The organism is Knoellia sp. LjRoot47 (assembly GCF_964253435.1).
Classification (GTDB): domain Bacteria; phylum Actinomycetota; class Actinomycetes; order Actinomycetales; family Dermatophilaceae; genus Knoellia.
Map to the genome: position 1 here is coordinate 351,612 of NZ_CAXUQS020000002.1, position 23,886 is coordinate 375,497.

Annotated in this window: 20 protein-coding genes and 1 pseudogene; 7 read left to right on the plus strand and 14 right to left on the minus strand. The window is 68.4% G+C overall.

Annotated elements, in window-relative coordinates; all coding sequences use genetic code 11:
* Positions 1-104 precede the first annotated feature (104 nt).
* Positions 105-827: a hypothetical protein gene (locus ACSQ11_RS16375; RefSeq protein WP_436007454.1), complete on the plus strand. Its 723-nt coding sequence runs from the start codon at positions 105-107 to the stop codon at positions 825-827.
* A gap of 76 nt (positions 828-903) precedes the next feature.
* Positions 904-1,812 carry an oxygenase MpaB family protein gene (locus tag ACSQ11_RS16380; RefSeq protein WP_436007456.1) on the plus strand — a complete coding sequence of 303 codons (909 nt, stop codon included), beginning with the start codon at positions 904-906 and terminating at the stop codon, positions 1,810-1,812.
* 32 nt (positions 1,813-1,844) lie between these two features.
* Here ACSQ11_RS16380 and ACSQ11_RS16385 read toward each other — a convergent pair whose 3' ends face one another.
* Positions 1,845-2,204, minus strand: a complete 360-nt coding sequence (locus tag ACSQ11_RS16385; protein ID WP_436007458.1) for a hypothetical protein — start codon at positions 2,202-2,204, stop codon at positions 1,845-1,847.
* 203 nt (positions 2,205-2,407) lie between these two features.
* Complete coding sequence (locus ACSQ11_RS16390) at positions 2,408-3,136, minus strand: SprT-like domain-containing protein (RefSeq protein WP_436007460.1); 729 nt, start codon at positions 3,134-3,136, stop codon at positions 2,408-2,410.
* A 204-nt stretch (positions 3,137-3,340) separates the two neighbouring features.
* On the opposite strand from ACSQ11_RS16390, the gene ACSQ11_RS16395 reads away from it, so the two are divergent.
* On the plus strand, positions 3,341-4,459 hold the full coding sequence (locus ACSQ11_RS16395; protein ID WP_436007462.1) for a hypothetical protein: 1,119 nt from the start codon (positions 3,341-3,343) through the stop codon (positions 4,457-4,459).
* Positions 4,460-4,513: 54 nt separating this feature from the next.
* Here ACSQ11_RS16395 and ACSQ11_RS16400 read toward each other — a convergent pair whose 3' ends face one another.
* From ACSQ11_RS16400 to ACSQ11_RS16410, 3 genes and pseudogenes are all read right to left on the minus strand, one after another.
* The gene (locus tag ACSQ11_RS16400; protein WP_436007464.1) at positions 4,514-5,887 is read right to left on the minus strand and encodes an NERD domain-containing protein; all 1,374 of its coding nucleotides are present in this window, start codon (positions 5,885-5,887) and stop codon (positions 4,514-4,516) included.
* A 152-nt stretch (positions 5,888-6,039) separates the two neighbouring features.
* Positions 6,040-7,366: pseudogene (locus ACSQ11_RS16405) on the minus strand (ISL3-like element ISPfr2 family transposase).
* 632 nt (positions 7,367-7,998) lie between these two features.
* The gene (locus ACSQ11_RS16410; protein ID WP_003941073.1) at positions 7,999-8,310 is read right to left on the minus strand and encodes a putative quinol monooxygenase; all 312 of its coding nucleotides are present in this window, start codon (positions 8,308-8,310) and stop codon (positions 7,999-8,001) included.
* Between the two features lie 108 nt (positions 8,311-8,418).
* Here ACSQ11_RS16410 and ACSQ11_RS16415 point away from each other — a divergent pair, with 108 nt between their 5' ends.
* The gene (locus ACSQ11_RS16415) at positions 8,419-9,360 is read left to right on the plus strand and encodes a GlxA family transcriptional regulator (RefSeq protein WP_003941078.1); all 942 of its coding nucleotides are present in this window, start codon (positions 8,419-8,421) and stop codon (positions 9,358-9,360) included.
* A gap of 395 nt (positions 9,361-9,755) precedes the next feature.
* Here the strand turns inward: ACSQ11_RS16415 and ACSQ11_RS16420 are convergent, their stop codons facing one another.
* From ACSQ11_RS16420 to ACSQ11_RS16440, 5 genes are all read right to left on the minus strand, one after another.
* On the minus strand, positions 9,756-10,619 hold the full coding sequence (locus ACSQ11_RS16420; protein ID WP_436007467.1) for an HNH endonuclease: 864 nt from the start codon (positions 10,617-10,619) through the stop codon (positions 9,756-9,758).
* 197 nt (positions 10,620-10,816) lie between these two features.
* Positions 10,817-13,786 carry a vitamin B12-dependent ribonucleotide reductase gene (locus tag ACSQ11_RS16425; RefSeq protein WP_436007471.1) on the minus strand — a complete coding sequence of 990 codons (2,970 nt, stop codon included), beginning with the start codon at positions 13,784-13,786 and terminating at the stop codon, positions 10,817-10,819.
* Positions 13,787-13,906: 120 nt separating this feature from the next.
* Complete coding sequence (nrdR, locus tag ACSQ11_RS16430; protein WP_436007473.1) at positions 13,907-14,425, minus strand: transcriptional regulator NrdR; 519 nt, start codon at positions 14,423-14,425, stop codon at positions 13,907-13,909.
* Positions 14,426-14,746: 321 nt separating this feature from the next.
* The gene (locus ACSQ11_RS16435; RefSeq protein WP_436007475.1) at positions 14,747-15,403 is read right to left on the minus strand and encodes a hypothetical protein; all 657 of its coding nucleotides are present in this window, start codon (positions 15,401-15,403) and stop codon (positions 14,747-14,749) included.
* Between the two features lie 178 nt (positions 15,404-15,581).
* Positions 15,582-17,093 carry a S8 family peptidase gene (locus ACSQ11_RS16440; protein ID WP_436007477.1) on the minus strand — a complete coding sequence of 504 codons (1,512 nt, stop codon included), beginning with the start codon at positions 17,091-17,093 and terminating at the stop codon, positions 15,582-15,584.
* A gap of 249 nt (positions 17,094-17,342) precedes the next feature.
* Here ACSQ11_RS16440 and ACSQ11_RS16445 point away from each other — a divergent pair, with 249 nt between their 5' ends.
* On the plus strand, positions 17,343-17,939 hold the full coding sequence (locus tag ACSQ11_RS16445; protein ID WP_436007479.1) for a GNAT family N-acetyltransferase: 597 nt from the start codon (positions 17,343-17,345) through the stop codon (positions 17,937-17,939).
* Between the two features lie 13 nt (positions 17,940-17,952).
* Here ACSQ11_RS16445 and ACSQ11_RS16450 read toward each other — a convergent pair whose 3' ends face one another.
* Complete coding sequence (locus tag ACSQ11_RS16450; protein ID WP_436007481.1) at positions 17,953-18,381, minus strand: SRPBCC family protein; 429 nt, start codon at positions 18,379-18,381, stop codon at positions 17,953-17,955.
* Between the two features lie 33 nt (positions 18,382-18,414).
* Between ACSQ11_RS16450 and ACSQ11_RS16455 the strand changes: the two genes are divergently transcribed.
* A complete protein-coding gene (locus tag ACSQ11_RS16455; RefSeq protein ID WP_436007483.1) occupies positions 18,415-19,548 on the plus strand; it encodes a winged helix DNA-binding domain-containing protein in 1,134 nt (377 codons plus the stop codon).
* A gap of 54 nt (positions 19,549-19,602) precedes the next feature.
* Here the strand turns inward: ACSQ11_RS16455 and ACSQ11_RS16460 are convergent, their stop codons facing one another.
* Complete coding sequence (locus ACSQ11_RS16460) at positions 19,603-20,070, minus strand: VOC family protein (RefSeq protein ID WP_436007485.1); 468 nt, start codon at positions 20,068-20,070, stop codon at positions 19,603-19,605.
* 305 nt (positions 20,071-20,375) lie between these two features.
* On the minus strand, positions 20,376-20,777 hold the full coding sequence (locus tag ACSQ11_RS16465) for a LysM peptidoglycan-binding domain-containing protein (protein WP_436007487.1): 402 nt from the start codon (positions 20,775-20,777) through the stop codon (positions 20,376-20,378).
* Positions 20,778-20,961: 184 nt separating this feature from the next.
* Here ACSQ11_RS16465 and lexA point away from each other — a divergent pair, with 184 nt between their 5' ends.
* A complete protein-coding gene (gene lexA, locus ACSQ11_RS16470) occupies positions 20,962-21,714 on the plus strand; it encodes a transcriptional repressor LexA (protein ID WP_436007489.1) in 753 nt (250 codons plus the stop codon).
* 96 nt (positions 21,715-21,810) lie between these two features.
* On the opposite strand, the gene ACSQ11_RS16475 is transcribed toward lexA, so the two are convergent.
* Complete coding sequence (locus ACSQ11_RS16475) at positions 21,811-23,763, minus strand: sunset domain-containing protein (protein ID WP_436007491.1); 1,953 nt, start codon at positions 23,761-23,763, stop codon at positions 21,811-21,813.
* Positions 23,764-23,886: the final 123 nt, after the last annotated feature.

Sequence of the window (23,886 nt, forward strand, 5' to 3'; positions counted from 1 at the left end):
CCGTGGACGATGGGCTGTGCTCTCGACGCTAGTGACGGGCACCGAGACGGTGGGGTTTGCGGTGGGTCATTTCGGTGGTCGGCAGCGGTAGCGTCACGCGGACCATGGGGATCCACAGCTTCCACCTCGCCACCGTGCCGCCGCTCCTCGCTGCCCGAGCGTTGATGGGTGGTGCGCGCGAGATGACGTCAGTCGACGGCCTCGAGCACGTCGAGCACCTCTCACTCATGAGGCTCGGGGCGCCGGCGGTGTCGCTCGAACGGCTTCAGCTGCGTCGCCACGCGGTGTTCGCGCGGTGGGAGTCGGAGTCGGCGCTCGACGCCTACCTGGCAGGGGATCCGTTCGGGCGCCACCTCGCGGACGGGTGGCACGTGCGGCTCGAGTTCGTGCGGCGCTGGGGTGTGGTGTCCGGGCTGGATCGCCTGCCGCCTCGGGTGGGTTCGATGGAGCCGGACGAACCGGTCGTCGCGGTCACGCTGGCCCACCTCAAGCTGCCCGAGCTGCGTCGCTTCTTCGCGTGGGGGCGGCCCGTCGAGCAGCAGGTGCGGGACTCCCCCGGGGTCTCGTTGGCCCTCGCTGCGGTGCGGCCGCCGCGCACGTTCTCCACGTTCTCGGTGTGGCGGTCCGTGCAGGAGATGCGCGAGATGGTCGAGGGACACGGTGTGGGTGCGGGTGCGGGTGCCGCTGCGGCCGCGCAGCGGCACGCCGCGGCGATGGTCGAGCGCGAGCGCCGGGACTTCCACAGCGAGTTCACCACCCTGCGGTTCCGTCCGCTGTCCGAGCACGGCTCGTGGCAGGGGCGGAATGGGATCGTCCCTCAGGGCTGACGGCGGTCGTCTCTCCCCAGCCGACTGTCAGGACGCGTCGTTAGGGTGCGAAGACCCCTGCCACGAGGAGCTCGCTGTGCCGACCGAACCCGCCCCTGCCCGCTGGGACACCCGTGCCCGACGCCAGCTCGCGAGCGCCCTGCGCTCCCGCGTCGCCGGCGACGACGCCGCCTCGAAGGCTGCGGTGATCTGGGGCGCCGAGGGCGAGCGCTGGTTCACACCGCAGGACCCGATCTGGCGGGTGCACGCCGATGCCGCGATGTTTCCCGGTGGGATCCGGGCACTCCTGCTCCAGTCGCTGCACCCGCTCGCCATGGCCGGCGTCGCCGGACACTCGGGCTTCAAGGGCGACCCGTGGGGGCGCCTGCAGCGCACGAGCGAGTTCCTCGCGACGACGACCTTCGGGACGATCGAGCACGCCGAGACGCAGATCGACCGGGTGCGGGCGATCCATGAGCGGGTGCGCGGCAAGGCTGCCGACGGTCGTCCGTATGCCGCGAGCGACCCGCACCTCCTGCTCTGGGTGCACGTCACCGAGGTCGACAGCTTCCTCGCGTCGTTCCAGCGCTACGCCGCCGAGCCCCTCACCGACGCCGAGGCCGACCGCTATGTCGAGCAGACGGCAGTGGTCGCTCGGCGGCTGGGCGTGCTCGACCCGCCGGTCACGACGGCCGAGCTGGCCGCCACGATCGAGGCCTATCGACCCGAGCTGGAGTCGACGGCCGCCTCGCGTGACGCGGCCCGCTTCCTGCTGCTCCGCCCGCCACTCCCCCTTGCTGCCAAGCCGGGGTATGCCGCCCTGGCCGCAGGTGCCGTCGCGCTGCTTCCGCGGTGGGCACGACGTCCGCTGCGGCTGCCGTGGCTGCCGGTGACCGAGATGGTGCTGGCGCGGCCGTTGGGTGACGTTGCGACGGCGACGGTGCGGTGGGCGATGACCGATCCGGAGGATGTGCGTACGGTCGCGGAGCAGTCCCGGGCGGGCTGATCCGGCCTCATCTGACCCCACCTGTCCCCGGGTCAGCTCGAGAGCTGCTCCAAGAACTCCGCGACCGAATCGATGACCCGGTCGGCGTCCTGTCCTTCCTCGATCAAGGCTCCCACGCCAGATCCCACGATGTAGGCCATGAGGTAGGCGGCGTTGCCCTTGTAGTTCTTGTCCAGGTCCTCCAGCGACGGGCCCGGTGCGAGCTCCTGGGTCCGATCGCGGTCGGCCTCGCGGACGCGCACGAACAGGTCGTTGAGCATGTCGAGGCACTCCTCACCGCGGCGTCGACCTGCCAAGAGAATGACCTCGGACGGCGGGCGTGCGATCGCGACCTCCTGTGACATGTCGCCGTCCGGTTCGCCGAACCTGTCGGTCAACGCTACGAGCGCCATGAAGCACGCATACGTCAGCGGATACCCGTGCTCGTTCCACGCGGCCTGACTGGACTTGAGCAACTGAGGCGGGGTTCGAGGTGTGGAGATGAGGTCCAACGCACGTTCAGCAGAGGGATGCACCTCCCCACCCTAAGACTCCGCCCGGCGAAGGCACGTCGTGCTTCGACCGCTGCCAGCAGGCTCCGGCGAGCTGAACGTCATCAGCTGGCGATGCGCTCAGCGACCCGCAGGAGTTCGTTGGGTACGGCATACAGCTCGTCTCCGACCCGGACCTGGCTGCGGGTCGAGAAGGTCGCCTCGACCTCACCGATGGCGCCGTGCATGGCCCCGTCGGCGACGATGCGGACCTGGGCGCCGATCGGGAAGGTGACATGAGTCGGCGTGGCCGGGCTGGTGGTCAGGGTGCGTCGAGTCACGGATGCGCCGTGCCGGCGGATGATCTCGTCGAGCTCGTGGCGGTACGCCTCGCCCATGTCGACCCGGCGACCCTGATAGGTCCACGTGAGGATCGAGCCGGCGTCGAACGCGGGGTGGCAAGTGAGGCAGCTCAGGACCCGACGCGGCCGACGGTGCCGGGTATAGGTGTGCCCGGCGGGGCACTCGCCGCGCCAAGGCCCCTCGACGTGCGGCGAGCTGGCGTCGACGGTGCGCTGCCCACTGCACCCGATCTCGATGGCCTTGCTCCGCCAGACGTCGTCGTGACCGTGGGCGGGGCCGACGAGCGCGTGCGCGATCTCGTGCAGGAGCGTGTCGCGGACCTCGGACTCGTCGTGAAGGCGGGTCAACGGGTCGCTGAGGGAGATCGTGCGGGCGCCGAAACGGCATACGCCGGCTCGTGTCTTGGCGCGGTCGGTCGTGACGCGCCAGTGCTCGAGCCCGTGGTCGCGCAGCAGGCTGCGACCCAGGGCGAGTGCTGACGAGATCTCCATGAGCACATGCTGCCAGCGCCCACCGACAGTGCTGAGGACCCTGTGGACAACTCGGCGGCGCGTTGGGCGATCCTGTCCAGACTCGCTCACATGACATCGAAGCGTTCGTATGCCGTTGCCATCCTCGTCGTGTCCATCTCACTCCTGCTCGCCGGATGCGCACCGGAGGACACTGCTCCGGCGCGCAGGGGCTCGTCCCCGACGGTGTCCGCGACGGGGTCCGCGAGCCCGACCGCGACACCGCTTGCCCTCTCGGTCCAGCAGGGCAAGGCCGTATCGCTGTTGAGCCAGCGCGCGACCGGGAACGTCTATCCGGGTGCTCCGCGCCTCGAGGCGCTCGACTGGGACGTGTGCGGCGAGAAGCTCTCCGCGGCGGCTGATGCGACGTGGCTGACCGGTTCGAGCGCCAACCCCAACGGCGACACCAAGGCGTCCTCGGAGCTGGCGAAGGTCACCCTCGGTGGCGCCTACTCGGTCGTGACGGTCCTCGAGGGGGCTGCAGAGCGGGAGACGTGGGACGCTCGCCTGAAGAAGTGGGCGACCAGTTGCACGGATCCGGGCGGGTCGGTCATGCCCAGCACCGTGGCCACCCCAGGTGTCGACGCCGCTTTCGCCTACACGCAGGTCCGGCCCAAGGCCGACGTCACCGAGCGGCACGTGTCGGCAGTCGTGGCCAGGGTCGGCAACGTGGGAGTCATCTGCTGGCTGGCTGCCAAGGACCCGGCGACCGCCACATCGGCCGCGGCCAGCTGCGTCCGGGACACGGTGCAGGGCTCACGGAGCGTCGCCGATCTTGCCTCAGCATCAGGTCCTCTCGGGGCCAGGGCCGTGCTCGCGAGTGTGGTTGCGAGACCGAGGGCCAAGAGCGAGGTCACGTTCGACCCTCAGCTCAAGGTCGGACCGCCCTGCGGCTCCATGAAGGAGAGCCTCATGACACCCGAGTCGGCCTTCGCGACCTTCCGAGTTTCCGGGACGGACATGTACGCGCCGGCCACGGCTTCGGCCGCAGTCACCGCCATGAAGGATCCTTTGGCGGCCAAAGCCCGTGTGGCACAGGCACTCACGACCTTCGGAGGCTGCACCGGCAGGTACGCGTACGTCGCAGGGACGAGGACGTTCCCTGCGCGAGTGCTCGGGGTGGACGACGTGGCCTTCGGGGACGGCGGGTTTGCCATTCGCGACGAGGTCAGCTTCGGCGCGGACAAGCCTGAGCCGGGCTACACCGCCATCTTCAGCGTCGGACGGTTCGTGGTCCAGGTCGACCAGTGGCGTGCTGGCTACGGCAAACTCGTCGCCCAGGAGATTGCCGAGGCCGCTTCGTGAGGCGTATCCGGCGCTAACGACGAACGCCCTTCGGAAGGCCCGAGGAGTGTCCTGTCAGGGTGTGGCGTTGACTCCCATGGCGATCGCGCGTGCCATCCATCTGGCCCGCTCGTCCGTGACCTTGAGGTCTTTGGACGACACCACCACATGCGTGTTCGTGCGTGCGGTCACCGTGGTCTGCTTGCCGACGATCGGCTGCCCCGTGGCGACCCAAAGGGCGGTTGCGCTATCCCAGGTGTTGTCGTAGGCCATGCCGTAGACGACGCGTCGCTGGCTGGCCGAAGACACGAACTGGAAGTCGCTCGGGCGGTACTCGGCCTGTGTCTGCAGGGTGAGGACGACTGTGCTCGGATCGTCGAGGCGGGTTCCCCACGAGCATCCGGCTCGCGTGGCGACCGGATGGACGGTGCGTCCCACGATGTCCCCCACTTGTGCCGCGGTCAATCCAGAGCACGTGCTCGCGGGTACGACCGGTGCTGAGGTGGCGCGCGGCTTGGCCGCGGAGCCCTTCACGGTGGGTGTGGGCGTCGAAGTGGGTCTCGCTCCACTTGGAGACGGCGTAGCGGCACGTGGTGTCGCCAGCGGCGGCGAACTCGCTGAAACGGCGTCAGCGATTCCTCCCAGGATCAACGTGGGGATGACCTTCGCCGCGAAGACCAAGGCGCCAGCCATGAAAACGAGAGCAGCGAGCGTCCGCACGATCCGGCCGAGCACTCCACGGCGACGAGGCGCCACAGGGGCCACCTGAGCGGGGCGCCGGGGTACCCGTGCCTTCGGGTGCCGGCCGTGTCGACGGCGGATTCCAGAAGCCTGGGAAGCGGCGCCGATGGCAGCGAGGAGGTCCTTATCCGTGGTCGTCGAGGGGAAGCTCGTCATGAGCGTCACCGCCGCCCGCTCCACGCCCTCGCGTTCGAGTCTGTGCGTCTGCGACCTGAGCCAGGCCACAATGCCCGAGGCCGACGTGACCCACACCCCGCGGATGAACTGCGGCTCACCGAACTCTGCCTCGTGTTGCCCAGCCAGGCAGATGACAGGAGTCACCGGCATGCCGGCTTCGGCCGCCATGTAGGCAGCCATCCCGTGCACCTTCGCGATCTCTCGGTGCTTACTCACGCTCTGGCGTGAACCACGGGGGCCGGTGTGCTGGTAGAGGTTGCCCTCCCACGCGGTGATCGAGCCCTTCCAGTTCTTGGCGTCGATGAAGTAGGCGCCGCTAGGGCCAACCACGACATGGTCGAGGTTCACCGCTGATAGGCCAGGCGACAGGAGCCGGTCGTGAAGCACGGTCCACGTTTCCGGCAGGGCCGACAGGTGCGCTGCTACGCGACGCTCCCCTTCTGCGCCCGCAGCCCAGGCTCCGGCTGACCCATCCCCCGTGGCGGCAAGATCCTCGGCCCTACGATCTGCGCTTCCGCCCCCGACCGCCATCAGCCAGCGCCCCCTGAAACTCTCCTACGCACCTACGGAGGGTATGAGTTCCCTCGCCCATCAGTCTCGCGAATCGGTACATCGAGAATGTGTGACATCGCCAAAAGACATCCAGGTAGTAAGCGGGACTCGATTCAGGTCCCTTAACTGGCTCATCCCAATCGGGGGTGTAGGAGTTGGGGTCTGAAGCCGCCGGTCTCGAGCAGGCTTCGGGCGATGTAGTTGGTCAGGTTGCGGAACCCGAGTGCGGAGCCGCGCAGGTGTTCGAGCCGTCCGTTGAGCGCCTCGGTCGGCCCGTTGCTGGTGCCGGGTCGTTCGAAGTAGGCGAGCACGTCAGCGGCTCGCTTCTTCAGGGTCCGGCCCAGGGTGGTGAACTCGGTGAGCACCTTGGGGACGCCGGCGCTGAGGTCGGTGATCAGCTTCTCCATGAGCTCGCGGCCACGTTGCCGGTCCTCGTGGCGATAGGCGGCGATCATGCGCTGGTAGACACCCCAGGTCGCCTCGACCTCGACGTGAGCGTCATCAACGAACAGCGCGCGTAGCCTGTCGCTCTGCTTGTCGGTGAGCAGGTCCGCGCCGGTGTGCAGCGTGCGCCGCGACTTGTAGAGCGGGTCGTCCCTGAACCCACGGTGCCCGTGGATCGCGAGTTGGACCCGGCGCCGGCACCTGTCGAGGGCGTCACCGGCCAGGCGCACGACGTGGAAGGGATCCATCACCGTGACCGCGTCCGGGATCTCCTCTGCAGCGGCGGTGTTGAACCCGGTGAAGCCGTCCATCGCGACCACCTCGACCGCGTCACGGAAGGCGTCGTCGCGGTCGGCGAGCCAGGTCTTGAACGCCGCCTTCGACCGGCCCTCGACCATGTCCAGCAGCCTTGCTGGGCCGGCGCCATCGCGGACCGGGGTGAGGTCGATGATCACGGTGACGTACTTGTCGCCACGCCTGGTGTGGCGCCAGACGTGCTCATTCGACGCCAATGACCTTCACGCCCTCAAACCGCGTGGGGTCGTTGATCAGCAGCCGCTTGCCTTCAGCCAGGACCGCGTTGTTGGCGGTGTCCCACGCGACCCCGAGTCCCTCGGCGACACGGGCGACGGTGAGGTGTGCGACCACGATCCCTTCCAGCGCCCACCGCAGCCCGGTGCGCGAGAGCTTCGCGCGTGGCTCCGCCGCGGCGCTGGTGTCTTGGCGCCACACGTGTCCGCAGTCGGCACAGCGGTAGCGGCGCACTACAACTTCCAGCACGGTCGGTCGCCAGCCCAGCGGCTCGTGGGCCAACCGCCGGATCACGGTGTCACGAGCAGCGCCTTCGCTGCCGCACCGTCGGCACCACTGATCTGGTTCCACCACGCGGCACGCGAGGACCGCACGATCCGGTTCAAGTCGTTGTCCGGTCACGCTCAGACCGAGGCCGTCGAGTCGAGCGAAGGCGGTCAGGTCAGGGCGGCCGAAGCCGGCCGGCGGGGTAGCGTCGGACACGTCGAGGTCTTTCGGATGGATGGCGTAGGAGCCTCCGTCGTCGGGAGACCTCGACGTCTATCTGCGGACCGACGCGCCCGGCCGACCTACACCGTCATCTGAGAAGACCCCTGAAACGTCTTCGACGACGACGGGACCGGCGACGAGGAGGGTGCGGTGAGCTAAAGGAATGGAGCTTGCTCGGCTTCGACGCCGCCGCAAGCTCCGGTGAAACGGTCGGTACTGGTCGTTCGTCGTCGGTCACCACCGGATGGCGGCGTCCCCCACGCTCGGCGTTTGCGCAGGTCAGCGGCTCGTTCGCCTAGTGGGCGCATCAAGCGATAGACGCAAAGCCGACGTGATTAGGTCGTCGGTTCGATTCCGACAGGCGGCTCCGGCGAACAGCCCCTGACCTGCGGAAACGCAGGGCAGGGGCGGTTCGGTTCTGGTGGTCGCGCGATGCGCTGGCCTCACGGCTCTGCCCGACACCGACGTCGCTCTCCTCTGCGACGGACCCCTAGCCGGCTGAGCGCTCGCGGCCGGCATCCTGTCCGTGTGCCGATAGGCCTCGCACCGCTCGGCAACGCAGCGTGGCGTTGCGTCGCGACCTGGCGACGGCTCGGCGGGGCGCGATTGTCTCGTGCGTTGGCGGACTACGGGAGCTTGGACGCGAGGACGTCGGCCGCCAGGATCTCGGGTGCTGCGCCGAGGAGGTGCTGGTTGGCCATCAGGGCTGCGACGATGGCGCCGTTGGCGTGGGCGTCGCGAGCGGCCTCGTCGGGGAATGCATCGAAGATCCAGAAGGTGTCGGCGTGGGTCCTGACCGCGAACCAGACAATCGTTCCTACTTCTTCGTTGGCGAGCGCGACAGCGCCGGCGAGCAGATCGGCGAGCGCGTCGTGCTGTCCATCGGCCGCGACGATCTTGGCGACGAAGGCATACGGAAGTGATGCGGGTGTGGACATGAGGGGTTCTCCTAGGTGTCGAGGTTTCTTGGTGAAGCGAGTTCAGCGTATGACGAGTAAGGGCATGTGAGAAGTGGCGTATACGGCAGTATTGCTATTGTTCGCGCCATGCGTATCGGACTGATCGCGATCGACGGCTGCTTCGGTTCGGCTGTCGCGTCGGTCATCGACATCGTGCGGGTGGCCGACGGAGCCCGCGGCGATGTCGACCCGCGGATCGACCCGATCGAACTCGCCATCCTCGGACCGAAACGGAGAGTGACCACGACGGCATCGATGACCCTGTCGGTGGACCACCCGCTGTCGGAGTCCGCAGAGTTCGACGTGGTCGTCGTCCCTGCGCTTGGAACCCTCACGGCCGCCGCTACCAACGACGCCCTCCAGAGCCGAGATGCTCGTTCGGTCATCGCCTCGCTCGGGCGCCTCGACGACGCGACCACACGGATCGCCGCGGCGTGCACCGGCGTGTTCGCTGTCGCCGAGACCGGACGGATGCATCATCGGCGGGCGACGACCAGCTGGTTCCTGGGGCCGGAGTTCCTGAAGCGCTATCCGACCGTCGCCCTCGATCTCGACACCATGGTCGTGGTCGACGGGAACCTCGTCACCGCCGGCGCCGCGTTCGCCCACATCGACCTCGCGCTCTCACTCGTGCGATCGATCAGCCCCGACCTGGCCCAACATGTCGCCAAGCTCCTCATCATCGACGAGCGTCCGTCGCAGGCGGCCTTCGTCGCCTACGAACATCTCCGGCACGAGGACCCGATCGTCGTCGAGTTCGAACGCTTCGTGCGCGCCCGACTGGACGAACCGTTCAACGTCGCCTTCGTCGCGCAGTCGCTCGGCACCAGCCGGCGCACCCTCGAACGACGAGTCCGTGCGGCGCTCAACCTCACTCCGCTCGGCTTCGTCCAACGGCTTCGCATCGAACGAGCTCGGCACCTCTCAGCAACCACGGACCTTACCTCCGCCGAGATCGCGCTACGGGTCGGCTACGCGAACGCCGAGACTCTGCGCTCCCTCCTGCGTAGGGAGCGACGCCGTTCCTGACCTATCGCCATGCCTGTAGCCGGTGTCCTAGTGCTCGACTGGAACCACCTCTCAGCACGTCGCGTCGACGCTCCTGCGTCGCCCCTGGACGACCCACTCGACACGCCCGCAGCACAGGCCATGTGACGTGTCCCGGCTTCCCGGACGGTCGGGGTTGGGTGGCTGTGATGTCGCTGTGTACTCGTCGAGGGGGTCAGCAGACTCGATCAGGGTTGATTGGGATGAGACGCGAAAGCGGTCAGGTCAGGGCGGCCGAAGCCGGCCGGCGGGGTAGCGTCGGTCACGTCGAGGTCTTTCGGATGGATGGCGTAGGAACCTCCGTCGTCGGGAGACCTCGACGCTATCTGCGGACCGACGCGCCCGGCCGACCTACACCCTCATCTGGGAAGAGCCCCTTAACTCGCACGAAAGTTGGCATAGGACTGTTCAAGCAGTAGAGGGTCGGGACGTTCTCGGTGAGACCGCGGCAGAACCATGAGCGGCTGGCCGTGTCGTTCCTGAAGGCCATGTTTCAGCATGGGACCGTCGATCTCGTCCAACAGATCTGCGCGGATTTGCACCACGTAGTCAGGTCGTACACCGAGGATTCGCGCATCCAGTGCGGCGTGATGGATCTTGCAAAGCGCAAGCCCATTCCTCACGGCTGCTACGCCGCCTTCTTCGCGATCCGGGACGATATGTGCCGCATCCAAAAGGGAGCTGTGCCCAAGCGCACAGACAGCGCATCGCGTGTCGTATGCCCGCATGACCGTCGCCCGGAATATCGGCTGGTGGAGGCGACGCTTGGTCTCCACCGTGATGTATCGACGCAAGGTCTCCTCGAGAGGGCTTTCAGGGTTGAGCGATCCGCCGCTCACCGCGTCGACGCTGAACTGCAGCTGTTTCGGCTCCTCGCCCACGATGAAGACAGGAAAGGTCGGGAGGTACACGCCGGGCCCCACGCCGAAGAACCAAATCAGTGGAAGCCTGCGCTCCATCGCGACCCGCAGGCCGCGGTTCTCGGGGTGCTGGGGGTCCGTGCCACGGTACTTGTATCGAATCAGACCGTCTGAACCGACGGCGTCATCGTAGGGTCGGATGGCGCCGTCTGGTCGATAGACCGTCCTGAACGACAGGGCGGCGTCGAGCACTGCGGGCTTGCGAATCCCGCGCTGCATGTCCATCAGGGGGAAGCGTTCACCACGGAAGGTGAATTCAGCGACCTCCGAAGAGGAGAGGGGATCAGTCCCATCGTTCGTTCGCAGGGCCAGCCACGCCATCGCTTCGCGACGTAGGAGTCGATCGTTCGCGTCTGACCATTGCACGGGCATTGCGACAGCTTGCCAGGAAGATGCTCAATGTCCTGCAGAACGCGGCATAGAGCGCGCGTTCTGCAGGACCTCGTCCATCGCCTGACGACATAACGATGGCCCCGACTCCTGGTGGAGTCGGGGCCATCGTCAGGGGCGCAGGATCATCAGCTGCAGCCGCTGGTGCTTCCGCAGCCTTCGCAGACGTAGCAGGACCCAGCCGGGCGCATCTTCGTGCCGCAGGTCATGCACATCGGCGCGTCGGCCGACACACCCTGGAACTTCTCGAGCAGCTCGGCCGACGAGTGCACGTCACCCGAGATCTCGCGAGCCGAGGCCGCACCGGCGCCCGACTTCACCTCGGACGCGTGGTCCGCGCCATCCGCAACCGCCGGCGACTCACCCTTGGGGGCAGCCTCGGCCGACTTCTTCGGCGAGGTCGCACCGACACCCTGCGAGAACGACTCGATCTCGTCCTCGAGCGCCTCGGCGTCCTCGTCGTCCACCGTCGACGGCGCGTACGAGCCCGTCTCCAGCTGACGCTGACGCTCCTCGGCGGTGTGGATGCCCATGAACGACCGGGTCTCGAAGTCGAGGTGGTCGAGCGCGAGGCGACGGAAGACGTAGTCGACGAGCGACTGGCCCATCCGGATGTCCTGGTCGTCGGTCATGCCGGCCGGCTCGAAGCGCATGTTCGAGTACTTCTCGACGAACGTCTCGAGCGGCACGCCGTACTGGAGGCCGACGGAGACGGCTATGGAGAAGGCGTCCATGACACCGGCCAGGGTCGAGCCCTGCTTGCCGAACTTGAGGAAGACCTCGCCGAGGCGACCGTCGGCGTACGTGCCGGCGGTGAGGTAGCCCTCGGCGCCACCGATCGCGAACGACGTCGTCTGCGAGGAGCGACGCTTGGGCAGACGCTCACGCGTCGGACGGTAGACGACCTTCTCGACGACCTGGGCCTCACCGGCGGCCGCAGCAGCGACACCGGCAGCCTTGTCCGCCGCAGCGTCCTTGGCGGTCGAGCCACCGTCGGACAGCGGCTGGCCGACCTTGCAGTTGTCGCGGTAGACCGCGAGTGCCTTGAGGCCCATCTTCCAGCCCTGGACATAGACGTCCTCGATCTCCTCGACCGACGCCGTCTCCGGCAGGTTGACCGTCTTGGAGATGGCACCGGAGAGGAACGGCTGGGTCGCCGCCATCATGCGCACGTGACCCATCGGGGAGATGGCGCGCGCACCCATGGCGGTGTCGAAGATCTCGTAGTGCTCGGTCTTGAGACCGGGCGCGTCGATGACGTGGCCCTTGTCGGCGATGTACTCGACGATCGCCTCGACCGTCTCCTCCGTGTAGCCGAGCTTGCGCAGGGCACGCGGGATGGTGAGGTTGACGATCTGCATCGAGCCGCCACCGACGAGCTTCTTGAACTTCACCAGCGAGAAGTCCGGCTCGATGCCCGTGGTGTCGCAGTCCATCATGAAGCCGATGGTCCCGGTCGGGGCGAGCACCGACGCCTGGGCGTTGCGGTAGCCGTTCTTCTCACCGAGCTTGACGACGGCGTCCCACGCCTTCGTCGCGGCGCGGTGGATGTCCTTGTCCATCGTGTGCAGCGTGCGCACCGCGTCGTTGGCGGCGGCGTGCTTGCGCATGACCCGCTTGTGCGCGTCAGCGTTGCGGGCGTAGCCGGCATACGCACCGACGACACCGGCGAGCTCGGCCGAGCGCTTGTAGGCGGCCCCGGTGAGCAGCGAGGTGATCGACGCGGCGAGCGCGCGGCCACCGTCGGAGTCGTAGCCGTGGCCGGTCGCCATGAGGAGCGCACCGAGGTTGGCGTAGCCGATGCCGAGCTGGCGGTAGTTGCGGGTCGTCTCGCCGATGGGCTCGGTCGGGAAGTCCGCGAAGCAGATCGAGATGTCCATCGCCGTGATGACGAGCTCGGCGACGGCCTGGAACTTCGCCACGTCGAACGTGTCGTCGTCCTTGAGGAACTTGAGCAGGTTGAGCGAGGCCAGGTTGCACGAGGAGTTGTCGAGCGACATGTACTCGGAACAGGGGTTGGACGCGGTGATGCGGCCGGTCTCGGGGTTCGTGTGCCAGTCGTTGATCGTGTCGTCGTACTGGATGCCCGGGTCGGCACACTCCCACGCGGCCTTGGCGATCTTGCCCATGAGCTCGCGGGCGTCGACGGTCTCGATAACCGAGCCGTCCTTGCGCGAGCGCAGGCCGAACTCGGTGCCGTCCTCGACGGCACGCATGAACTCGTCGTTGACGCGGACCGAGTTGTTGGCGTTCTGGTACTGCACGGACACGATGTCCTTGCCGCCGAGGTCCATGTCGAAGCCGGCGTCACGCAGCGCGCGGATCTTGTCCTCCTCGCGCGCCTTCGTCTCGACGAACTCCTCGATGTCGGGGTGGTCGACGTCGAGGACGACCATCTTGGCCGCACGACGGGTCGCGCCACCGGACTTGATCGTCCCGGCGGACGCGTCGGCGCCACGCATGAAGGACACCGGGCCGGAGGCCGTGCCACCGGAGGAGAGAAGCTCCTTGGACGAGCGGATGCGCGACAGGTTGAGACCCGCGCCCGAGCCGCCCTTGAAGATGAAGCCCTCCTCCTTGTACCAGTTGAGAATGGAGTCCATCGAGTCGTCGACCGACAGGATGAAGCAGGCCGAGACCTGCTGCGGGCTCTTGGTCCCGACGTTGAACCAGACCGGCGAGTTGAAGCTGAACACCTGGTGCAGCAGGGCGTAGGTCAGCTCGTGCTCGAAGATCTCGGCGTCGTCAGGGGTCGAGAAGTAGCCGTGCTCCTTGCCCGCCTTGACGTAGGTGAGGACGACGCGGTCGATGAGCTGCTTGAGACCCTGCTCGCGCTCGGGGGTGCCGACGGCGCCGCGGAAGTACTTGGTCGTGACGATCGTGGAGGCGTTGACGCTCCAGAAGTCGGGGAACTCGACACCGCGCTGCTCGAAGATCGTCTCGCCGGTCTTCCAGTTCTGCTGGACGACGTCGCGCTTCTCCCAGGTCACCTCGTCATAGGGGTGCACCCCCGGGGTGGTGTAGATGCGCTCGATGGCGATTCCCTTGTCCTTGGCGGACTTGCGGGCACCTGCACGTGCACCGGCGGTCTCGGTCATGACTGCTCCCTCTTCTGCCCGACACCCGTCGGACGTATGTGTGACCTGGTTTCTTTTCTACCCGCGAGCACTGACAGTGACGCGGTCCTGCTGTGGTGCTTCGCTGCTTCGGTGTGCCGGTCAGTCCGGCGGGGTGACCGAGGCACCCTGGGAGGCGGACGGCATACCCCGTTCCGGCTCCTCCCCCGTCGCGTCACGTTCGACGCGGAGCAGGGTGATGGCCTGCTCGAAGTCCTCGAGGCTGTCGAAGGCCTGGTAGACGCTCGCGAACCGCAGGTAGGCGACCTCGTCGAGGCTGCGCAGCGGCTCGAGGACGGCGAGGCCGACCTCGTGGGCGTCGATCTCGGCCTGCCCCGCGCTGCGGATGCTCTCCTCGACCTGGTGGGCGAGCAGGGCCAGCTGGTCCTCGGTGACCGGGCGGCCCTGACAGGCCTTGCGGACGCCGTCGAGGACCTTGGAGCGGCTGAACGGCTCCGCGGCCCCGGACCGCTTGACGACGGACAGCGCTGCCGATTCCAGCGTCGTGAAGCGCTTGCCGCACTCGGGGCACTGGCGGCGGCGGCGGATGCTCGCCCCGTCGTCAGTGGCGCGCGAGTCCATCACGCGGGAGTCGGTGTGGCGGCAGAATGGGCAGTGCATGACCGGGCTCCTTCTTCGCGTGCTTGCAGCGGTGCTTGGGGACAACTCTGGGGACTCGTTGGGGACAATCTGTGGAGAACCGCCCCGCCCCTGTGAACCATATGTGGATGAACTACATCGGTGTAACCACTAGATGTAGTGCCAAGTATGCGCCCGTGTGACCCGCGCCGCAAGCCCTCTCGCACACTTCTGCGTGTCGCGCCGCAGCCGTGCGGCGCGGGCCCTTCCGGTCCGGCGTGTCGCCCCCTGAAAGGACCCCGACACGCAGGTATGCCGGCCGCCCGGGGTGGGTGGCCGGCATACCTTTTCGTGTGTCTCGGCTCAGAGGGCGGGACCCTGGGAGCGGAGCTTATCGACCTCGCTCATCGCCTCGCGGAGCTGGCCGAGCCACTCGTCGGCGTGCTGGCCGACGAGCCGGACCGACCATGCGAGCGCGTCGCTGCGTGAGCGGGCGACGCCAGCGTCGACGAGGGTGTCGAGAACCTGGCGCTCGGGCTGGCGCAGCCGCGTCATGACCGGCGCCGCGAGGTGGGTGAACAGCGCCTGGGTCTCGCCGAGGCGCACGCCCCACGAGACCTTGCGCTCGTAGCGCGACTCCGCCTCCTGGGCGATCGCGATGCGCTGCTCCTTGGTGTCGCTGCGCCAGCGGCTGATCCGACCCTCAGCCTCTGCTCCCTCGAGCTTCTCGTCGGGCAGCGTGCCGATGACGGTGATCTCGTCGCGGTCGACGCGGACGTCGACGTCGGTGAACCACTCGTCGGGCAGGCGCCCGGCGAACCAGTCGCCGGCGTCGTCGGCGTTGGGGACGTCGGCCTGCTGCCAGCCGCCGGGACGGCCCATGCCGCGTCCGCCGCCCATGCCTCGACCGCCGCCGGGGCCGCGTCCGCGACCCGGGCCGCGACCGGGCATCCCGCGGCGCTCGCCGCGCTCCGTGGGGCGTGGGGTGTCGCTGTCGTCGTGGGTGTGGTGGGACCTCATGGTGGGTCTCCTTCCTGATCCTGCTGCACTGCGTCTTGCAGTGCTTACATCATTACACAACTGCAGGGATCACGGAATTCTTCCCCTGAGAACGCCGACTGCCGGGGGTGAGCGGATGCTCACCCCCGGCAGCGGGAACTGCTGGAGCTGTGCCGACCTCAGTCGACGTGGTGGTGCGTCAGCTCACGGCCTTGAGGGCGTCGACCATGCCCTCGCCGTAGTAGCTGTTGTCCGCCGGGGTGCCGACGCACGCCGGACCGCTCGCCACGGTGCAGGCCGTGTCGACCGCGTCCGCACGCAGCTTGGCCACCATCTGCTCGGGGGTGAGCTCAGGGTGGGCCGACTTCATGAGCGCGAGGACACCCGCGACGTGCGGGGACGCCATCGAGGTGCCGCTCTTGAGGCCGTAGCCGTTGTTGCGCACGATCGTCGAGAGGATCGAGCTGCCGGGAGCCGAGACGTCGATGACGCCGAGGCCGCGGTTCGAGAACGACGACAGGGCGCCGGTGCGGGTCGCGGACGAGACGGTGACGACGCCGGGGAGCTCGGCGGGGATGTCGTGGCAGCCGTTGTTGATGGTGCGCAGGACCGGGGTGGTGTCGTTCGGGCTGCCCGGGTCCTTGAACTTCGTCTTGTCGGACAGGTCGTAGGCCGAGTTGCCGGCAGCCGCGGCGTGGACGACGCCCTGCTTGGTCGACCACGCGACGGCGCGGCTCACGGCCTCCTTGGCGGCGGCCTGGTCGGGCTGGTCACTGCACCAGAACTCGAACGGATCGACGTAGTAGCTGTTGTTGGTCACGTCCATGTGCTTCTCACCGGCCCAGACGAAGCCGCAGACGGCGTACTCCGGGTAGATGAAGCCCTCGTCGCTGACGACCTTGACCGCAGCCATGCGGACGTTGGGGGCGACTCCGACGATGCCGACGCCGTTGCGCGGCGCGGCGATCGTGCCGGCGACGTGGGTGCCGTGGTCGCTCGTCGTGGGGTTCCAGCCGGTGGCCGAGGTGTCCGGACGGCCGCCGTCAGTGCAGTTGACTGAGTTGGCGACGTCGATGTTGGACTGCAGGTCCGGGTGGTCGGGGTCGATGCCGCTGTCGAGCACGCCGACGAGGACGTTGCGCGAGCCGTCGGTGATCTTGTGGGCCTGGTCGGCCTTGATCATCTGCATGTCCCACTGCTCGCCCTCACGGGCGTCGGTGGTCTCGGCCGGGGTGGTGGGCGCCTCGACGTCACCGTTGGTGGGCTTGTTGGCCCCCTTCTTGTAGCCGCTGGCGCCGGGCCCCCAGGGAGCCTGCGCGTCGGCGGGCGTCCCCTCGAGGACCTCGGCGGTGCGCGAGGCACCGACCGACTCGAGGGCGTTGCCTCCGGCAGCGCGGACGTCGGCGCGGAACGCGGAGCGCTGCGAGTGCGCGACGACGACGCCGATCTGCGGCCAGCTCTGGACGACGACGCCGCCGGCCTTGGTGACGGCCTTCTCGACGAGTCGGGTCTGGCCGGGGTTGGCGACCTTGGTGTTGAGGATGTAGCTCATGGTCGTGCCGTCGGGTGCCGCGATCGGCACGGGCGTCGACGACGCCTCGCTGGTGGATGCGGACGCCACGGTGGGGACGCCTCCGAGCAGGGTGACGGCCGCGGCCGCCGTCGCTGCGACGGCGAAGGTCGTCCGCCGGCGCTGACTGAAACGAGTCATTCTCACTCCGTTGTGAAGGGGGAGCCGTCCGGTGACACGGACGGACCACCCCTGCAAGGGTGGCGTGACCCATCCTGACCATGACGTCTGACAAAAGCCAGACCCGGCCGAAGACGTGTCCTCCCCCGAAGCGAGGTTGGACAGACGTGGCCGAGCCACCTCCGCATTCCTGTCAGACTCCGCCGTATCCATGCGGCGTCGATTGCGATCACCATGGCGACTGTCGGCGGTCGTCGGCACAATCGCCGCATGACGACGGACGCGCAGTGGGAGACGCACCCGGTGACTCCGGACCGGTTCGAGGACTTCGCCGACGTCATCAACAGGAACCGCCGGCCGACCCACTGCTGGTGCCTGTCGCACCGGCTCACCGCGGCCGAGATCGTCGAGCTCGGCGGCGACTGCGAGGACCAGCGAGAGCGAGCCATGCGCGCCCTCTGCGAGCGCGAGCACCCACCCGGTGTCGTCACCTACCTCGACGGGGAGCCCGTCGGCTGGTGCAACATCGGACCTCGCAGCGAGATCACCCGCCTCAACCGTTCCACCCTCATGCTCCCCACCGACGACCTGCCGGTCTGGAGCATCGTCTGTGTCGTCGTCCGCAGCGGGTTCCGACGTCGCGGGGTGAGCCACGAGCTCATCGAGGGTGCGGTGGCGTGGGCCGCGTCGCGGGGCGCCCCCGCAGTCGAGTCACATCCCGTCGACCCGAAGGGCCGGATGGACCTCACCATGGCGTTCGTCGGGACGCGCGCGATGTTCGAGCGGGCGGGGTTCGAGGTCGTCGGGACCACCGATGCGACGGCGAGCAAGATGCCGCGCCTCACGATGCGGCGCACCCTGACATGAGCGGTGACCCGGCTCAGGGCGTCGACTCGCACCGAGCCTTGAGACCCGCGGCCTCGGTCGCCAGGTAGCGCTCGGTGAGGCGTCTGAAGAACAGCCGGCCCATGACGGTGCCGACCGGGCCCGCCTGCTGGACCGACAGTCGCACGCGGCTGGTGGAGCCGGCCCGTGACTCGATCCGGTGCCGCGCCGTCGTCCGCACACCCGGCCCGGTGGCGACCCAGGTGAACCCCGTGCCCGGCTCGAACTCGGTGACGACGTACTCCGTCGCCGGCAGCCTCGGCTGCTCCACCCTGACGCGCGAACCGAGTCCGAGGCTGTCGGAGTCGAGCCGCGTCACGGCGTTCACCGTGTCGGTCCACTCCGGCCAGCGCTCGATGTCGCTCATGACCTCCCACACGCGCTCGGGCGACGCGTCGATGTCGACCTCCGTGCTCTGTTCCATGCACTCAGTGTCCCGCTCCGACAGGATGACGTCATGACTTCCGGCGCGCCCCGTTCGGCCTCGCGCGACTGGGTGGTGCGCCGACGTCTGGCCGTGCAGCGGCTCGCGTCCTCGCCACTCCCCCGCGCCGGCGACGCGATCCGCCTCCTCACCTGCGTGCAGAGCCAGGACGCACCCCTCGCGGCGCACTCCCTCGCCATGCGCTCGAGAACGACCTCGTATGCCGGCGTGCTGGCCGAGCAGTCGGCTGGCGGTTGGGTGCGCACCCACATCCTGCGCCCCACGTGGCACCACGTCGCACCCGAGGACCTGCGCTGGATCCAGGCGCTGACCGGCCCCAAGGTGGAGTCCTCCGACGCCGCTCGCCAGCGGCAGCTCGGCATCACGGAGCAGGTCAAGGACCGTGGGCTCGACCTGCTCCGTGAGCTGCTCGCCGCCGGACGGGCCATGACCCGCAAGGAGATCGGGCCGGCCTTCGCGGAGGCCGGCCTCCCCGGGCCGGGCGAAACCATGGCCCACCAGCTCATCGTCGCCGAGGTCCGGTCGGTCATCTGCTCCGGAGCGCCACGAGGGGCCGAGCACACCTACGTCCTCGTCGACGACGTCGTGCCCGCTGCAGCGTCCGACTCGTGGTCACGGGAGCGGTCCCTCCTCGAGCTGACCCACAGGTTCTACTCCGGGCACGGCCCGGCGTCCGAACGCGACCTGCAGCGCTGGAGTGGGCTCACGCTCACCGAGATCCGGTGGGCGACCACGGAGCTGACGACCGACCCCGGCCTGCGCGAGTCGCACCCGATGGAGTCGGTGGAGTGCGCCGGGGAGGTGCTCTGGTTCGACCCGTCGGTGCCCGCTCGCACGACGCGGGAGCACACGGCATACCTGCTGTCGACGTTCGACGAGGCGGCGCTGACGTATCCACGGACCGGGTTCCCACGGCGCAACCACGACGCCGACCGGACCCGGCTGGTCTCCGAGGCAGGCGGCGGCATCGCCGTCGTCGACGGGCGCGACATCGGTACCTTCAAGCGCAAGGCCGACGCCCGTCGAACTCTCGTGACGGTGCGACCTGAGGTGGACCTCACCACACGTGAGCGCGCCGGGGTCACCGAGGCCGCCGAGTTCCTCGCGGCCTTCCACGACATGCCGCTCGAGCTCACCTGGGGCTGAGCCCGGCGGGCCGAGCACTGCGGTCTGCGCCCACCCGGTGCGGCCTGCTGTCGGTCACGAGTCGTTGGTGCCGAACCCTTCGCGCTGCGACCGTTCGTGCGAGGCCTCGGTCTCCTCGAAGAGCGTCACGGTGAGCCCGGCCGGCGCCTCGAGTCGGGAGTTGAGCGACTGCCACGGGGTGAGCACCGGCTCGGCGACGACGGTCGCACCCGCCTCGTGCGCGTCACGCGTCGAGGACTGGGCGTCGTCGACCTCGAACGCGATCCGGATCTTCGGGCTGCGTATGCCGTCCGCCTCGAGCCTGTCGATCGCCTCGCGGTGCGCGGGGCTGGCGATCTCGAACGTCGCCCGCCCTGCCTGGAGGATCGCCACGCGGTCCTCCCCGCCCTCGGAAAACGCGGCGATCTCGTCCATACCGAGGACGTCCCGGTAGAACCGGACCGCCTCGTCGTAGTCGTCCGCCTCCACCACCACTCGCAGCTGCCGAATCTTCTGCACGCGCGTCACGCCGTCGTCGCTCATGCCCCAGTCAACCGCGACTCCGCCGCACTGTGTGCCCGCTGACCACCCGCCGGCCACCGAAACCAGGATCGGTGGGTGGCCCCTGGGCCACGAAGTCGCCGTCAGACGCGACACGTGGAGGCACAGCGTCACGTAGTCACTGGAGAGCCGCCCACACACTCCCGGGCACGGCAAAGGGCGCCCCGCGCAACAGTGGCGGGGCGCCCTCCGTGCTGAGCCGGCGAGGGGTCGAAGCTCGCTCGAGGACTCAGGCCCGAACCGGGGTCGAAGCGGCTCGGAGTGTGTGGACCGTCAACGCAGTCACATCAACCCTGGGGGATGACGATCGTCTGGCCGGCCTTGACCTGCGCGCTGCTCAGGCCGTTGGCGAGCTGCAGCTCGGCGACCGCGGACGTGACCGGCATGCCGCCCATCTGCTCGGCCGCGATCTGCGACAGCGTCTGCCCCTGCTCGACCGTCACGGTGACCGGCGCGACGGATGCCGACGCTCCGCCGGTGAGACCGACGAACGCGGCCACGAGGGCGAGGAGGAGGACCGTGCTCGTGATGACGAGCCGACCGACGCGGGTCAGACGCAGCGCCGGCCCCGCGACCTCGCGGACCGACTCGCCGGTGGGCACGAGGACCAGGCGCGGACGCTCGGGACGACGCGTCGGGAGCGGGACGGCATACCCGGCTGCGGTGTCGTAGGCGACAGCTGCACTCATGAGGTCCTCCTGGGTCGAAAGGACGTTCGATAGAACGTCTGTACGATTTCTAGCACGGATGTTCGACTACTTCAAGACACGCCTCGAACAGATGTTTGAAACACCTGCTCGAACTCCGTACTCTGACGTCATGTCGAGAAGCCAATCAGGCACCTCTGACAACGCCCCTGCGAGGAGACGAACCATGAGCGACAAGCGCCGCCAGGACGCCGACGACGCCGCCGTCCACGAGCTGCCCGACCGCGACCCCGGCGACGGCACGCTCACCGTGCGTCAGCGCAAGGTCCTCGACGTCATCCGCAACTCGGTCGACCGTCGTGGATACCCGCCGAGCATGCGCGAGATCGGCCAGGCCGTCGGGCTCACGTCCCCGAGCTCGGTATCGCACCAGCTGCACGCCCTCGAGAAGAAGGGCTACCTGCGCCGCGACCCCAACCGCCCCCGTGCCCTCGAGGTCGTCTCCCCCGACACCCCGAGCGACATCCGCGGCTACCGCGGCGGCGCGGCCCCCGACGACGTCGACGCCGACCTCGACCCGACCGGTTCGGGTGACGTGCGCCCCGAGGCGAGCTACGTCCCGGTCCTCGGCCAGATCGCCGCCGGCGTCCCGATCCTCGCCGAGGAGACGGTCGACGAGGTCTTCCCGCTGCCCAAGCAGATCGTCGGCGAGGGGTCGCTCTTCCTGCTCAAGGTCGTCGGCGAGTCGATGATCGACGCCGCCATCTGCGACGGCGACTGGGTCGTCGTGCGCCAGCAGCCGACGGCCGACAACGGCGACATCGTCGCGGCCATGCTCGACAACGAGGCGACGGTCAAGACGTTCAAGCGCAAGGACGGCAAGGTCTGGCTGATGCCGCACAACCCGGCCTTCGACCCGATCGACGGCGACCACGCGACGATCCTCGGCAAGGTCACCGCGGTCCTGCGCCGCGTCTGAGCTCAGCCCGTCACAGACGTGACGCCAGACCAACCGTCGAATGAAGCGGCGGCGACATCCCACGCGGAATGTCGCCGCCGTTCTGCTCAGTCCGGGTCAGCGCTTGGAGGCCCGGTACCCCGCCGCAACAGCGGCTGACTGAGTGCGGAAGCACTCCTCAGGGTTCGTTATGGCGTAGTAGGCGCCGCCCGGCATGTGGTAGATCATCGAACTGGCGTTGCCCTTGATCGGGGCCCAGGAGGGGCAGCTCGAGAGGCTGATCGGCACAGTCCTCGACGGGTAGCCCACAGCGCCTGTGATCCCAGAGGTCCTTGCCACAGTGGCGAACCCGGCCTTGCTACCCGTCACTCGCACACTGATCTTCTTCCCCACAACACCCGTCCCCAGACGTAGCGTCGAAGCCGTAGCCCCAGACAGGGCGGCACCATTGGCGAACCATTGATAGCGGAAGGTCGTTCCTGCAGTCCATGCCCCCGGGCGCGCGGTGAGGGCGTAGGTCACGAGCGTTGAGCCCGCGACGGACGGCGCTGCTGTCGCGGGAACACGCAGGGTCGCGGCCGAGACCCTTGCGATGGTGGCATATCCAGATTTGCGTCCGGTGACGCGAACGGAAATTCGCTTGCCGCTTGTCGTGCTGCCCAACGTGTACGTCGACCCCGTGGCACCGGGAATGACGACTCCGTCCGCGAGCCAGGCGTACGACAGGCTGGTGGACGCGGACCATGTCCCTGGCCGAGCGGTCATACGGCCGCCGAGCATGGGGGTGCCTGCCACCGTCGGCGTCCCAGCGGTGAGGACCCGAGCGGACTGCGCCGAGAATCGGCCCACTGTTAGATGTCCCGCCTTGGATCCGGTGACCGAGACCGAGATCCGCCGGTCCCGTTGGGCCGTACCCAGCTTGAGCGTCGCGGTGGTCGCACCAGCAACGGCACGACCGTCCGCGAACCACTGGTACCGCAACGTGGCGCCCGTCGTCCAGACCCCGGGCCGCGCAGTGAGGGGCTGGCCGTAGGCGAAGTAGCCGGAGATGCCGGGCGAGGACCAACGCATGACCCTTTTCGTGGCCGCGGAACCACGGGTCACCGTGGCATAGGCCGGCTTGGATGCAGTGACAGCGACATGGAGGGCCTTCCCGTCCTGCGCGGTCGTGAGTGTGAATGTCCGGCCGGTAGCTCCGGGGACAGGCGCGCCGTCGGCAAACCACTGGTAGGTCACCGCGGTGCCGGTGGCCCAAGCCCCGGGCCCCGCAGTCAGAACGCTGCCCACCATAGGAAGACCCGCAATGGATGGCGTACCAGGCGTCACGACCAACGCCGAACGCTCGCTCGTCCGCGACGCAGGTGCATGTCCGGCGAGTGACCCGTCGACACGAACCTCAACCCCCTTGTTCGCATGGGCGGCGGTCAGGACGAGGGTGCGCTCCGTGGCGCCAGCCACCGGCGTGCCACCAACGAACCACTGAAAGCCGAACGCGGTCCCTTCGGCCCACCCGTCGGTGCTCGCCGTCAGCCGGTACCCCACCGCGAGGTTGCCCACAATGACCGGGACTGCAGTCGTCAGCGGTGCCAACTCAGCAGGGGCGAGGGTGCGTCCAGCGGCGAAGACGGTCCCTCCTGGGCAGTCACAACGCTCGGACGTGAAGAGCATGACAGTGAACACACCCGAGCGCGAGTGCTCGAAGGAGCGGGAGACGTGCCCGGTCCGCGAAATCTCGGTTTCGTCAACCAGGGACGCCCCGGGGCCACTGCCGTACCCATGGCTGACGACCGTCTCTCCGCTGAACGGGAACGCCGTCGCGTCACCCTCATAGATCCCGAGACGAACCGGACCCCAAGCAGGTGCCTCGCCGTCGGCGTAATGCTCGTAGTCGAAGGCCACGTCGAAGCCTTGGGCCGTCGGCTCGATCGTGACGTTCGACAGCGTCGGCAAGGCGTCGCCCGTGTCCCCGATCACGATGTCGGAGTCGACACCAATGGCGCCGACGGGTGTGGTCCGGTAAGCGGCGTCGGATGCCGACGCCTGCCCCAGACAGAGCATGAACGTCAGCACGCCGACCAGAAGGGCACGGGCAGAGCACAGCAATGGAGACCCCTAGACCACGATTGGAAGCCGATGTCTATCTGGCTCGGCACCCGAATGCTAGGGGCCGTTCGCGCCGGTTGTGGCGTTTTC